A 13,180-nucleotide genomic window follows, 5' to 3' on the forward strand; every position below is an offset into this window, starting at 1 on the left:
AAATCTGACTCTGACGCGGGATGGAGCAGCCCGGTAGCTCGTCAGGCTCATAACCTGAAGGTCGCAGGTTCAAATCCTGCTCCCGCAACCAGCGTCAGAAAATCCAAAACAGCCCGTTCAGACTACAATTGATCCCCGGATCAATTGCTTAACGTCCTAACCTCGTCAGCCTCATAACCTAAAGGTCAGAGGTTCAAATCCTAACCCCAAAACCAATACTCTAGCTCAGATATCAAGCACTTAGCCTCGCACCACGCGAGGCTTTTCGGTTCCAGAAACACCGCTGGAAGCACTGTGAATTCAACACGAGCGGCGATCTTGTTCTTCCGGCTACTAAGTATCACCTAAACTCAGAGACCGTGTGCACGCATCACAGCGTGCTTTTGGGTGCTGCTGTACAGGACTAGGTCATCAGTCTGCGTTGTCGGCTCGTTGGACTTAGGGCCTTAGTCCCTTTTCGTAACATTTTCCTCAAAGGCGACCTTGAAGGCGGCCTGTTTGTCGGGGCTGGCTTCGGTCTGGTAGTTGGCTTTCCATTCATCCATGGTCATGCCGTAGAAGATCTGACGGGCTTCGTCTTTGCCCATCTCAATGCCTTTTTCATTGGCTGCTTCTTGATACCAGCGTGACAGGCAGTTGCGGCAGAACCCGGCCAGATTCATCATGTCGATATTCTGAAGGTCCGTGCGATCTTCCATCAAGTGCTTTTGCAGCCGACGGAATGCTGCGGCTTGAAGTTCGATTTCGGTTTGCTTGTCCATGGTGTGGCTCCGAGGAATTGGATGCTGTCTATTCCCGAACTAACGCTCGGACGGGGGTGTTTCAACTGACTCTGCGTTAGGCCAGTTTCAAGGCCAGCCACGGAATGACGCAGAAAATCAGCGTGAGGATTTTGTAGTTGGCCAAATACCGAAAATAGGCACGCTTCACATCAGGCCGTTCCATTTGGAACATTCTGGCATGAACCCCTGCAATCCAGTCCTGTAGCAGCACAGTCATAGCGGTTGTGAACAGCAAAACAGCGATGTTCAGTATCGCCATCCAGCCAAAAAAACTTGTCAGCAACTCTTGTGTCATGGTCGCCTCCTTCCCAGTCTCCAAAGTGGGGGTTGAAGGTGCAGCTCACAATAACGTGCGATCAAAGGCCGCTGTCAGATAGTGCATCCTGTAGGATTACGGCGAGCCTTTCGGCCCAGGCCCGTTGCCCTGCGTGATCCGCGATCAGATCATTGCGCAGCTCGATCAATGCATTTGGTCGACCATGTGAGGTGCAATGCGTGTCGATGGCATCGCCGGGAAGAACGCCGGTATAAGGCTCGTTCACGCCGACGCACAGATTATCTTCGGCCTTCAAGCGGTTGATCAGAGGGCGTGAGAAGCGCTCGTCCGGGGTGTGCAGAACGCCTACATGCCAAGGGCGTGGTTCGCGACCGCGGAGTTGGCGGGTGAAAGAGTGCATCGACACAATCACCGCATGAGGCAGGGCGGCCAGTCGCCCAAGCGCGTCGTGATAAGGACGGTAGCACATGTCCAAACGCCGTTCACGCTCGGCCGCATCAGCGTGGCGATTGCCGGGAATGATCGAACCGTCATAGAGCTTCATCAGCAGGGTCGGGTCATCCTCACCCCGGTTTGGATCAATCACAAGGCGCGAGAAATTGGCTGCGATGACCGGCGCGTTCAGGATCTCGCCCAGATGTTTCGAGACCTCGTAGGCGCCGACATCATAGGCAATGTGGCGTTCCATATCTTCGCGCGGCAATCCCAGATCCCCGCCGTTGATTTCGGGGGGGACGGTGTTGGTCGCATGATCGCAGGTGATCAGCCATCGGGACGGGCGATCCTCGCCATGGATAAAAAACGGAGTGTATGTCATGTGCCTGTCATCAAGTTTGCGGCAGGTGTATGGCAGTTGCTTCCAAAAGGGAATTGCGCAATAACCACCCACATACTGTTTGCGGTAACATTGCCGCATCACCTTGGGATTGAGGAGAGCGAAACCAGTGCGACGCCTTAGAAATGTAAAAATCGTGGCGACGCTGGGACCGGCGTCCAATGACTATGACACCATCCGGGCCTTGCATGAGGCCGGGGCCGACGTCTTTCGCCTGAACATGAGCCATGGCAGCCATGACGAGATCCGTGAACGGCATCGCATTATTCGTCAGGTGGAAAAGGATCTGGACAGCCCGATCGCGATTCTGGCCGATCTTCAAGGCCCGAAGCTGCGTGTTGGGGTTTTTGCCAATGATGCCGAAGAACTGGTAGAGGGCGCGGCGTTCCGGCTGGACCTTGACCCTGAGGCCGGAGACATTAACCGTGTCTGCCTTCCACATCCCGAGATTTTTGCGGCGCTGGAACCCGGTGCGCGGCTGCTGGTGAATGACGGTAAGATTCGTCTGACCGTGCAGGATTGCGGCCAGGATTTCGCCAATTGCACTGTCGAAGTCGGCGGGACGATCTCGAACCGCAAGGGCGTGAACGTACCTGACGTGTTGCTGCCACTGGCAGCCTTGTCGGCCAAGGATCGGGACGATCTTGAGTTTGTGTGCCAACTGGGTGTGGATTGGCTGGCGCTCAGCTTTGTGCAGCGGGCCAAGGACGTGTTCGAGGCGCGTGCGCTGGCGGATGGACGGGCCTCGATCCTGTCGAAGATCGAAAAGCCCGCGGCGGTTGAGGCGTTTGACGATATCCTCGACGCATCAGACGGGATCATGGTGGCCCGTGGTGATCTGGGCGTTGAGCTGCCGGTTTCGGCTGTGCCTCCGATCCAGAAACGCCTGGTTCGCAAGTGTCGTGGCGCAGCCAAGCCGGTGATCGTCGCGACCCAGATGCTGGAGAGCATGATCGAAAGCCCGATGCCAACCCGCGCCGAGGTCTCGGACGTTGCGACCGCGATCTACGAAGGCACGGATGCCATCATGCTCAGCGCGGAATCTGCGGCAGGTTCGTACCCGATCGAGGCCGTGCAGACCATGAACAAGGTCGCTATCGAGGTCGAAGCCGACCCGACCTACACGCAGATCATCGCCGCCTCGCGTACTGCCAAAGGGTCGACCATCGCGGACGGTATCGTGGCAGCCGCGCGGGAGATCGCGGAAAAGACCGACATCAAAGCGATCTGCTGTTTCACCCAAAGCGGCACCACAGCGCTGTTGACTGCGCGTGAACGTCCCGGTGTGCCGATCATCGCCATGACGCCAGCGACTGGAACCGCCCGCCGTCTGTGCCTGAGCTGGGGTTGTCACTGTGTGATGACGCCCGAGCTTGAGAGGTTCAAAGGGGCCGTGGTCAATGCGGCTCGCGCCGCACGCGCGGGGGGCTTCGCCGCCGAGAGCGATCAGATTGTTGTCACCGCAGGCGTTCCGTTCAATGTCCCCGGAACCACCAATATTCTGCGTATTGCCCCTTGTGACGAGCGTCTGATCTACAACACCGATCCGGGATGAGTTTGCCTGGATTCTGGGAAGGATCACATTGAGAATTCTCAAGCCGCCTAATTTTTAGGCGTATTTTCTTGTTTGTTTTCAAAAAGAAGATGACCGTAGGGTTGTATTCAGCAAAAATACCTCTGTTTTTTGGTGATTTTGCCGGATACTGAACCTTAGGGTGATCATCTCAGATAGTTCCAGGTTCCGGTCGCCCTACCGGGGGCACGGGTCCCGGTTAAACCAGAAAAAAAATGGAGGAACGTCATGACAACAAAGATTGTCATTGGACTGGACGGGACAGAAACCGGAGAGCGCGCTATCGCCTTTGCCAAGGATTTGGCCGGGCGGATTGGCTCATGCGAAATGCTGGTTGTATATGTCATCGAATGGTCCCCTTTCACTTTCCAAACACCGGAAGAAAACGCCCAACGGCACAAGCGGCGCGAGGAAGAGGTCGAACTGGCCACCTCGCGGATCATTGCCCCTACGGTTGAGGCGCTAAAGGCCGATGGGTTCGAAGCGCACGGCATCGTGCGCCATGGCGACGTGGCCGAGACGCTGAACGCGATCACGGTCGAAAACGGCGGCACTCAGATCATCGTTGGCCGCGCCTCGGCGGATGGGTTCAAGAAACGGCTGTTTGGAAGCTCGACTCAGAACTTGGTCATGCATGCCGACGTGCCTGTCACGGTCGTGAACTGAGCGGAGGGATTAGGATGAATATGCTTCAAAAACTGGGCCTTGGTGCGACCATGGCTCTGATGTCTGGCCCCGCTTTCGCGCAAGAGGCGCCCGGTCTGGACGAGAAGATCAATCAGGCTTTCGCGGATTTTACCGGCCCCTTCGTTAGCTTTATCTTCGCGCCGTTTCCGGGCACTGGATTCCCATGGATCGTGGGGTGGCTGGTCGTCGCGGCCACAGTTTTTTCGCTCTATTTTGCCTTTGTGCAATTCCGATTCTTCGGACACTCGATCAGCTTGGTTAAAGGCGATTACTCCGACCCCAATGACGCGGGTGAGGTCAGCCATTTTCAGGCCCTTGCCACCGCTTTGTCGGGGACCGTTGGTCTTGGGAACATCGCCGGTGTGGCGGTTGCCATCGGGATCGGTGGACCGGGTGCTACATTCTGGATGATCGTCGCCGGCCTGCTGGGCATGGCGTCGAAATTCACCGAATGTACTTTGGGTGTGAAATACCGAAATGAATATGAAGACGGCACCGTTTCGGGTGGCCCGATGTATTACATGTCAAAGGGCTTTGCGGAACTGGGCCTGCCGGGCGGTAAAATCCTGGCCGTGCTGTTCTCGATCTTCTGTATCCTTGGCGCATTGGGCGGGGGCAACATGTTCCAGGCCAATCAGGCGCACCAGCAAATTGCTGGGATTGTCGGAGACTATCCAGGCTGGATCACAGGTTTGGTCTTTGCGGGCATCGTCTTTGCGGTGATCGTGGGTGGCCTGAAATCCATCGCGCGTGTGACCGAGAAAGTCGTGCCGTTCATGGGTGTCATGTACGTGCTGGCGGCGCTGGTTATCATCCTGATGCATGCAGACCAGATCGGGTGGGCCTTTGGTCAGATCTTCGCAGGTGCTTTCACCGGTCTCGGCGTTGCTGGCGGTATGGTCGGTGCGCTGATCCAGGGCTTCCGTCGTGCGGCGTTCTCGAACGAAGCAGGCGTGGGTTCCGCTGCGATTGCGCACTCAGCCGTACGGACCAAAGAACCGATCACGGAAGGCTTCGTCTCGCTGCTTGAGCCGTTCATCGACACGGTTGTGATCTGTACCATGACTGCGCTGGTGATCATCATCACCCAGCAACTGATCGTTGATCCGGCAACCGGCAACTACATGCTGAACGAAGCGGGCAATGCGATTGCAACGGTCGACGGCAATACCGGCGTCAGCCTGACCTCGGCGGCCTTCGGCAGCGCGTTCAGCTGGTTCCCGTTCATTCTGGCGATTGCCGTGGTCCTGTTTGCCTTCTCGACGATGATCAGCTGGTCCTACTATGGCCTCAAAGCCTGGACCTATCTGTTCGGCGAAGGCCACACCAAAGAGTTGGTGTTCAAGATCATTTTCTGCATCTTCGTTGTCATTGGTGCGGCGGCCAACCTTGGCCCGGTCATCGACTTCTCGGATGCGGCGATCTTTGCGATGGCGGTTGTGAACGTCTTTGCGCTCTACTTCCTGATGAAAGTGGTGCGTCAGGAGCTGGCGTCCTACTCCGAGCGTCTGAAGAGCGGCGAAATCCGCAAATTCAGCCACTAAACCAATACACCGGGGTGGCCCTATGCTGCCCCGGTGCCTAGGCCGCTGCGAAAAGCACAGATTCTGGGCCAAACCCCCTTGCCAGTATGACCGAACTTGCGTAAACGGCGCATCTGATCGCGTGACCGGCCGAGATGGCATGCCGAGTCGCGTTTAGTACCGAACCCTGAAAGGAGACGGAAATGCCTAAGATGAAGACTAAGTCGAGCGCCAAGAAGCGCTTCAAGGTGACTGCGACCGGTAAGGTCCTTGCTGGCCAGGCCGGCAAACGGCACGGCATGATCAAGCGGACCAAGAAATTCATCCGCGATGCCCGTGGCAACACCACCCTGTCCGCCCCCGACGCCAAGATCGTCAAGGGCTACATGCCCTACGACCGCTAAGAGGAGATTAAGAGATGTCCCGCGTTAAAGGTGGAACCGTAACTCACGCCCGTCACAAGAAGGTCATCAAGGCCGCCAAAGGTTACTATGGCCGCCGTAAGAGCACCTTCAAAGTTGCACGTCAGGCCGTCGACAAGGCCAACCAGTATGCAACCCGCGACCGTAAGAACCGCAAGCGTAACTTCCGTGCGCTGTGGATCCAGCGCATCAACGCTGCTGTCCGTTCGCATGACGAGGCTCTGACATATTCCCGCTTCATCAACGGCCTGAACCTGGCCGGTATCGAAGTGGACCGCAAAGTTCTGGCTGACCTGGCCGTACACGAACCGGAAGCGTTCGGTGCGATCGTCGCCAAAGCTCAGGCCGCTCTGGCTGCCTGATCTCTGAAAAGAGAGACAGTGAACAAAGGGCCGTCCCATTTGGGGCGGTCCTTTTTGTTTTGGATGTGCCTTTCCCTCCCAGGGGTCCCGTTCATTTCTCGGCCGGAGGAACGGCACGCTGATACAGGTGCCACGTGGTGTGACCAAGGATCGGCAGGGTGAAGATCAGGCCCAAGAATGCCGGGATCAGCGAGAGCAGCATGGTTACCGAGATGATTGCTGCCCAACCCAGCATCACCACCGGGTTCTCGGTGACGACCCGGATCGAGGTCAGCATGGCTGATACGAAGTTGGTCTCTCGGTCCAGAAGCAGCGGCATGGCGACAACGGTGACCGAAAACAGCACGGCCGAAAGGCCCGCGCCGATGCAGGTGCCGATGGCTAGAAACGTCCAGCCTTCTGGCGTGAAGAAGACGGTGTTCAGAAATCCGTCAAAGTCCGAGAAGGACGCATTCTGCAGGATGATCGCCAACCAAAGGCGCACCTGATAGACCCACACCCAGAAAATGAACAGGGTGACAAAGGCCATCCAGCCCATCTCGCGTTTGCGTTGATTGGCCATCACCGTCAGGATATCGGACCAGCCGAACTGTTCCCCGCTCTGCAATCGTCGGGACATTTCATAGAGCCCGGCAGCGGCAAAGGGCGCAACCAGTGGAAAACCCACAATGGCCGGAATGATCATCCAGACCTTGCCGAGCCAAATCAGGCACCACACAAAGACAAGGCCAAAAACGGCGTAGAACAGGCCGAAAAACCCGCTCATGACAGGGCGGGCCAGAAAGTCCGCCACGCCCGCCTTCAACGAGTCCTTGATGTCCTGCGCACTTACTGTCTTGACCTTGAGCGCTGCACCTTGCGGCGACGCCATATCGCCCGACGGTTCCGTGTCTGAGGTTTTGGGTGTCATGATACACTCCTCTGCATGCAAGTCTGCGCCGGTTAAAACGCAAGAGCAAGAGGTGTGTCTGATCGTCTGGTTCGCAAAAAATTTTGCGGCCCGGAGGAAGGGAAACCGGCGCAGGAACGCCCGGTTTCCCGTTTTTCATTCTCTAGCCGAACACGCGCCCCAGCGCGCCGTCGACCGCATCGGTGATCTGGTCGATATCATCCGTCGTCGCGATCAGAGCAGGCGAGAAGCACAGCGTGTTGTTGCGACCCGGCAGCGAGCGGTTGGTCGCGCCGATTATGACACCCTGCGCCATGCAGTCTGCCACAACGGCTTGTACCTTCTTTTCGTCCATCGGTTCACGCGTGGAGCGGTCTGCAACCAGTTCGGCACCCAAGAAGAGGCCTTTGCCGCGCACATCGCCGATGACTTTGTGTTTCTCCATCAGCGCTTGCAGGTTACCCATCATGCGGTCGCCCATGTCGACGCAGTTGCCCAGCAGGTTCTCATCCTCGATGATGCGCATATTCTCGATCGCAGCCGCAGGGCCAGCGGTGCAGCCGCCGAAGGTCGAGATATCGCGGAAGTAGTTCATCGGATCTGCCGCGTCGTCTTTGAACATGTCAAAGACCTCTTCGGTGGTGACCAGGCAGGCGATGGCCGCATAGCCCGAGGCAACACCTTTGGCCATGGTGACAAAGTCAGGCTTCACGCCATACTGTTGGTAGCCGAACCACGTACCTGTCCGACCGACGCCGCACACGACCTCATCAATATGCAGCAGCACGTCGTACTTCTTGCAGATCTCCTGAACGCGCTGCCAGTAGCCTTCGGGTGCTTCGATCACACCGCCACCTGCGGTCACAGGTTCAAGGCACAGCGCGCCAACGGTGTCTGGCCCTTCGCGCAGGATGACCTCTTCGATCTGGTCGGCGGCCCACTCGCCAAAGTTTTCCTCCGGCGCGCCGTTCAGTTCGTGCTTGCGGTATTCCATGCAATGGGGAACACGTACGAAATCCGGAGCAAACGGGCCGTATTGCGCGTTGCGCTCATCCTGACCACCCGCTGACATCGCCGCCAGAGTCGAGCCGTGATAGTCGCGATCGCGATACAGGATTTTGGTCTTTTTGCCGCCATAGCGCTTATGCGCGATCTGACGGATCATCTTGAAGGCTTTCTCGTTCGCCTCGGAGCCTGAGTTTGTGTAGTAAACGCGGCTCATGCCCGGCATCTTTTCGATCAGCTTCTCCGCAAAGATCGAACCGGGAATCGACCCTGCCGAATTCGCAAAATAACAGAGCTTCATCAGCTGGTCATAGACCGCCTTGCAGATGGATTCGCGGCCATAGCCGACGTTCACCGTCCAGACGCCGCCAGAGACCGCATCCAGATGCTCTTTGCCTTTCTGGTCCCAGACGCGCATGCCTTTGCCTTCAACAATGATGCGGGGATCGTTTGTTTCAAAGGGTTTATGCTGGATCAGGTGGTGCCAGATATGGGCGCGGTCGGCCTCGACCACGCGGGAAAGATCGTTTTCGTTGAACGTGCCGTCCATGACATGTCCTTTCAGTCTGATGCGGTGTGCAGATTGTGGGATCGGTCCCACGATAGCAAGTAAATGCGATGGCCCAGATCACCGCGAATGGGGGCGCGAATATAGGGCCAGATGTCATCATAGCGTATCGCCAGAGCCCCGCCACTTGTCGTATTTCTACAAGATAGTCACAGCCTCGTGTTTATGGTCATGTGGCGACACACGCGAATTGGGAGGGTTGGCGGATGCAAGCAGCCAATATGTATGAGCGTCATCTGGATAAGAACCGTGCGAATTACACGCCGCTATCCCCGCTCAGCTTCATCGAACGGACGGCGGCGGTGTATCCCGACTACCCGTCCGTCGTCTATGGAGACCGTCGCTACAGCTGGGCGCAGACCTATGCGCGCTGCCGCCGTCTTGCCAGCGCCCTGACGGCCCGTGGGGTGGGCAAGGGCGATACCGTCTCGATCATCGCCGCCAACATCCCCGAGCTCTATGAGGCCCATTTTGGCATTCCCATGGCCGGCGCTGTTTTGAACGCGATCAACACGCGCCTCGATGCGCCGATCATCGCCTTCATCTTAAACCACGCCGAGGCAAAGGTGCTGTTGGTGGACCCCGAGTTCTCTGCCGTCGTTAAAGAGGCTTTGCCGCAGGTCGATCATGACCTTCTGGTGATCGATATCGAAGATCCTAGCTTTGATGGTGGCGAACGCCTTGGCAGCCTGACCTATGAGGCCCTGCTGGGCGAAGGCGACCCTGAGTTTGATTGGTCTCTGCCCGCGGATGAGTGGGACGCGATCACGCTCAACTACACCTCTGGCACGACCGGCAACCCCAAGGGCGTGGTCTATCACCACCGAGGCGCGGCCCTGAACGCGCAGTCCGACCTGCTGGATTGGGGTATGCCTAAGCACTCGGTCTATTTGTGGACCCTGCCGATGTTCCACTGCAATGGCTGGTGTTTCCCCTGGGCCATGGCGCTGAATGCCGGGGTTTCGGTCTGCTTGCGCGCGGTTCGGGCCGAGCCGATCTATGCCGCCTTCCGAGAGGAGAAAGTCACCCATTTCTGTGGCGCGCCCATCGTTCTGAATATGCTGGCGCATGCCCCCGATCACCTCAAGGATTTCGACCACCAGATCAAAGTGATGACCGCAGGTGCCCCGCCGCCAGCTGCCGTGATCGAAGCGATGGAGGGGATGGGCGTCGAGGTGACCCATGTCTACGGTCTGACAGAGACCTACGGCCCCTCAGTCGTCTGCGCGTGGAAGGATGAGTGGAACCAGAAGGCTCCAGCCGAACGGGCCGCCCTCAAGGTGCGTCAGGGCGTGCGCTATTCAGCGCTGTCCGGCCTGATGGTGGCCGATCCCGAAACGCTGGAGCCCGTGCCCGCCGACGGCGAAACCATGGGTGAGATATTCATGCAGGGCAATGTGGTGATGAAAGGCTATCTCAAGAACCCGGATGCCACCGACAAGGCGTTCAATGGCGGTTGGTTTGCCTCGGGCGATTTGGGGGTGATGTACGCCGATGGCTATGTCGCGCTGAAGGACCGGTCCAAGGACATCATCATCTCGGGCGGCGAGAATATCTCATCCGTCGAGGTTGAGGGTGTCCTCTACAAGCATCCTGCCGTCATGGAGGCTGCCGTGGTCGCCCGTCCAGATGAGAAATGGGGCGAAACCCCGTGTGCTTTCGTTGAGCTAAAGCCTGAGGCCAGCGCGACCGAGGCCGATCTGATTGCGTTCTGCCGGGACAATATGGCCCATTTCAAAGCGCCCAAGACGGTGGTGTTCGGGACTTTACCGAAGACCTCCACCGGCAAGGTTCAGAAATTCGTGCTGCGAGATCAGGCGCGGGCGTTGGGCTAGGCTTTGTCGAAAATCGACAGGTCCAAATCCAAAAGCTCACCCATCCACACGGCGTGATCCCGGTGGTCGGCCAGGTGATCGCCGGTTTCAGCATGGGTGAAGATCGTCAGGCCCTGTCGGTTGAGCATCAACCACGGAATGACCTGATCAAACGCGTCGGCGGCAAAGCCCAGCTGGCAGCTCCACCTCGGATGCGGGCCAACCGGGCGCGCGTGCATGCGTCCCATTTGCACCGGGAAAAGGCGGGCGGCCTCTTCGCAGATGTGTTGCGCTAAATCCTGTGTGTCAGCGTCGAAATAGACATGGGCGTGATAGCCGGTGATCTCAGACATCGGGGGCCTCATTGCTTGGATGCAACCAACCTAGGCGGTCTTGGTCCTCAATCCTACCAACACCGGCACACAGGTGCTGTGCGGCATGGCTCAGGGTTTGAGAGGGTCTTCCAGCGCCGTTAGCACAGTGCCATGGCATGTCCCGAACCCGATTGTATAGCCATCCCCCTGCGCAGAGCCGGACAGGGTGAGCGTGTCTCCGTCTTCAAGGAAGCTGCGGGACTCACCAGTCTCAAGACTCAAGGGGTCTTTGCCGCCCCAGCTGAGTTCCAGGAGTGAACCTCGGGTATCGCGCGTCGGCCCGGAAATCGTGCCGGAACCCAGCAGATCACCGGTGTTCATCGGGCAGCCTGAGCTGGCGTGATGGGCCAGTTGTTGCGCTGCGGAATAGTACATCTCGCTGTAGTTCGTGCGGGTGATTGTGGTTGCCGCCTGTCCTTCGGGGGCCAGCGTCACCTCAAGCGAAAGGTCATAGAGCATCGGGCCACAATCCTTCAGGTGATCCAGCAACTCGAATTCCCGCTCGGGTGTGTCGCAGCGGAAGGGCTCCAGCGCAGGTTTGGTCACGATCCACGGGCTGATCGAAGTTGCCGTGGCCTTGGCTTGGAATGGGCCAAGAGGCTGATACTCCCACGCTTGAATATCCCGGGCGGACCAGTCGTTCAGCAACACGTAGCCGAAGATATGATCATCAGCCTGCTGCACCGAGATCGGGCCGTCGGACGGAGTGCCAACGATTGCACCCAACTCAAGCTCAAAGTCGAAGCGGCGGCTGGGCAGGAAGGCGGGTTTGTCCTGATCGGGCGACTTCAGCTGACCCCACGGGCGGCGGATATCCGTGCCCGACACCACGACCGAGGATGCCCGGCCATTATATCCAATGGGAATATGAAGCCAGTTCGGTGGAAGCGCGTTTTCGGGGTCCCGGAACATCGAACCCACATTAAAGGCGTGATGCCGACCAGCGTAGAAATCGGTGTATTCGCTGACCGCGAAGGGCATGTGCATGACAACCGCGCTTTGCGGCACCAGCAGAGGCTCCACCGTCTCTTGCTCCGCCGTGCCTTCGGACAAAAGCGCCGTCAGGCGTTCTCGCAGGGCGGCCCAGACGGCGGGGCCTTGCTCCATCAGTGGGTTCCAAAAGGGCAGGTCAAATAGCGGCTCATCGGTCAGGGTGATGAGTCCTTCGGCCTCGGCTGCGGTGACGTCGAGGATCATATCGCCGATGGCAACGCCGCATCTGGGTTCTTCGTCGCCAAGGGCAAACACTCCGTAGGGTAGGTTGTTCAGCGGAAATGGATGGGTCACATCATTGGCCGAGGCGACCCAGGATTTCAGCAAAGGCATCTTTTGATCCTTGTCTTGGTTTATTGAGCGTCTCGCAGGGACTTCAGCCCCAGCAGAACGGCAGCCAGAATCATGAACCCGCCACCCGCGCGATCCAGCCAGAGCCGCGCAGACCCTTTGAGCCGCGTTGCTAACCAACTGGCGCTTGCTCCGTAGGCGGTCAGAAACAACCCGTCCAGGGTCAGATAGGTGGCCGAGAGGATCGCGAATTGCGGCCAGAAGGGCAGCGCGCCGTCAATGAACAGGGGAAACAGTGCGGCAAAGAACACTACTGCTTTGGGATTGGCGGCTGAGGTTATAAAGCCCTGCATCCACAAGGTTTTGCGGCTGGTCAGCTGTGCGGTTTGCGCTGTTTGAGGTTTGGCTTTGACAATCGCTTTGACACCGAGAAAGACCAAATAGGCGACGCCCAGCCATTTGATCACAGTCAGCGCTGTGCCCGAGGCTGCAATAATCGCGGCAAGCCCGAGACCCGCCGCCAACATCTGCAACAGGTTCGCCGTCAGATCGCCAGCAGCCGTGAACACGCCCCGGCGCAGCCCGTTGGTGGCCGAGTTCGACAGCATCAGAAGCTGGCTTGGTCCTGGAGTGCTCATCAGCAGCAGGACGGTGGCGACATAGGTGATCCAGATATCAAAGCTCATGGCAGGTTATTTCCTTCCCGGTGTCCCATCGAACTTTTTCTCAAGCGAGGACCAGCAGTCAATATAGTCGTCCTGCAAGGGGGCCTCGGTTGCGGCGAA

14 protein-coding genes and 1 tRNA gene are annotated in these 13,180 nt (G+C 58.0%); 7 read left to right on the forward strand and 8 right to left on the reverse strand.

Annotated features, from left to right (window positions below; genetic code table 11):
• The first annotated feature begins 14 nt into the window (after positions 1-14).
• A tRNA-Met gene (locus ACR0IP_RS22760) sits at positions 15-91 on the forward strand.
• Between the two features lie 355 nt (positions 92-446).
• On the opposite strand, the gene ACR0IP_RS22765 is transcribed toward ACR0IP_RS22760, so the two are convergent.
• The 3 genes from ACR0IP_RS22765 to ACR0IP_RS22775 all read right to left on the reverse strand — a co-directional run bounded on the left by ACR0IP_RS22765 (position 447) and on the right by ACR0IP_RS22775 (position 1,876).
• Positions 447-761 (reverse strand): DUF1244 domain-containing protein, encoded by a 315-nt coding sequence (locus ACR0IP_RS22765; RefSeq protein ID WP_480528114.1) that lies wholly within the window; start codon positions 759-761, stop codon positions 447-449.
• A 76-nt stretch (positions 762-837) separates the two neighbouring features.
• Positions 838-1,077: a DUF6868 family protein gene (locus ACR0IP_RS22770; protein ID WP_170693411.1), complete on the reverse strand. Its 240-nt coding sequence runs from the start codon at positions 1,075-1,077 to the stop codon at positions 838-840.
• Between the two features lie 61 nt (positions 1,078-1,138).
• Positions 1,139-1,876 (reverse strand): N-formylglutamate amidohydrolase, encoded by a 738-nt coding sequence (locus tag ACR0IP_RS22775; protein WP_170380995.1) that lies wholly within the window; start codon positions 1,874-1,876, stop codon positions 1,139-1,141.
• Between the two features lie 127 nt (positions 1,877-2,003).
• Between ACR0IP_RS22775 and pyk the strand changes: the two genes are divergently transcribed.
• The 5 genes from pyk (at position 2,004) to rplT (ending at position 6,461) form a co-directional block, all read left to right on the forward strand.
• A complete protein-coding gene (gene pyk, locus ACR0IP_RS22780) occupies positions 2,004-3,449 on the forward strand; it encodes a pyruvate kinase (protein WP_170475104.1) in 1,446 nt (481 codons plus the stop codon).
• Positions 3,450-3,695: 246 nt separating this feature from the next.
• Positions 3,696-4,133, forward strand: a complete 438-nt coding sequence (locus ACR0IP_RS22785; RefSeq protein ID WP_170380993.1) for a universal stress protein — start codon at positions 3,696-3,698, stop codon at positions 4,131-4,133.
• Between the two features lie 14 nt (positions 4,134-4,147).
• Complete coding sequence (locus tag ACR0IP_RS22790) at positions 4,148-5,698, forward strand: alanine/glycine:cation symporter family protein (RefSeq protein WP_170380992.1); 1,551 nt, start codon at positions 4,148-4,150, stop codon at positions 5,696-5,698.
• A gap of 182 nt (positions 5,699-5,880) precedes the next feature.
• The gene (gene rpmI / locus ACR0IP_RS22795; RefSeq protein WP_010443552.1) at positions 5,881-6,081 is read left to right on the forward strand and encodes a 50S ribosomal protein L35; all 201 of its coding nucleotides are present in this window, start codon (positions 5,881-5,883) and stop codon (positions 6,079-6,081) included.
• Positions 6,082-6,095: 14 nt separating this feature from the next.
• Positions 6,096-6,461, forward strand: a complete 366-nt coding sequence (gene rplT, locus ACR0IP_RS22800) for a 50S ribosomal protein L20 (RefSeq protein WP_008756009.1) — start codon at positions 6,096-6,098, stop codon at positions 6,459-6,461.
• Between the two features lie 91 nt (positions 6,462-6,552).
• On the opposite strand, the gene ACR0IP_RS22805 is transcribed toward rplT, so the two are convergent.
• Both ACR0IP_RS22805 and ACR0IP_RS22810 read right to left on the reverse strand, forming a co-directional pair.
• Positions 6,553-7,371 (reverse strand): DUF2189 domain-containing protein, encoded by an 819-nt coding sequence (locus tag ACR0IP_RS22805; RefSeq protein WP_170380991.1) that lies wholly within the window; start codon positions 7,369-7,371, stop codon positions 6,553-6,555.
• A gap of 142 nt (positions 7,372-7,513) precedes the next feature.
• A complete protein-coding gene (locus tag ACR0IP_RS22810) occupies positions 7,514-8,905 on the reverse strand; it encodes an aminotransferase class III-fold pyridoxal phosphate-dependent enzyme (RefSeq protein ID WP_170380990.1) in 1,392 nt (463 codons plus the stop codon).
• A gap of 224 nt (positions 8,906-9,129) precedes the next feature.
• Between ACR0IP_RS22810 and ACR0IP_RS22815 the strand changes: the two genes are divergently transcribed.
• Entirely contained in the window at positions 9,130-10,758 is a 1,629-nt protein-coding gene (locus ACR0IP_RS22815; protein ID WP_480528115.1) for an acyl-CoA synthetase, read from the forward strand.
• Here ACR0IP_RS22815 and ACR0IP_RS22820 read toward each other — a convergent pair.
• The 3 genes from ACR0IP_RS22820 to ACR0IP_RS22830 all read right to left on the reverse strand — a co-directional run bounded on the left by ACR0IP_RS22820 (position 10,755) and on the right by ACR0IP_RS22830 (position 13,081).
• On the reverse strand, positions 10,755-11,090 hold the full coding sequence (locus ACR0IP_RS22820; RefSeq protein ID WP_170380988.1) for a DOPA 4,5-dioxygenase family protein: 336 nt from the start codon (positions 11,088-11,090) through the stop codon (positions 10,755-10,757). The genes ACR0IP_RS22815 and ACR0IP_RS22820 overlap by 4 nt on opposite strands.
• Positions 11,091-11,180: 90 nt before the next feature.
• Positions 11,181-12,437, reverse strand: a complete 1,257-nt coding sequence (fahA, locus tag ACR0IP_RS22825) for a fumarylacetoacetase (RefSeq protein WP_480528116.1) — start codon at positions 12,435-12,437, stop codon at positions 11,181-11,183.
• A 20-nt stretch (positions 12,438-12,457) separates the two neighbouring features.
• The gene (locus tag ACR0IP_RS22830; protein WP_170693397.1) at positions 12,458-13,081 is read right to left on the reverse strand and encodes a LysE family translocator; all 624 of its coding nucleotides are present in this window, start codon (positions 13,079-13,081) and stop codon (positions 12,458-12,460) included.
• Positions 13,082-13,180 lie beyond the last annotated feature (99 nt).

This window comes from Ruegeria sp. AL11 (assembly GCF_056540865.1).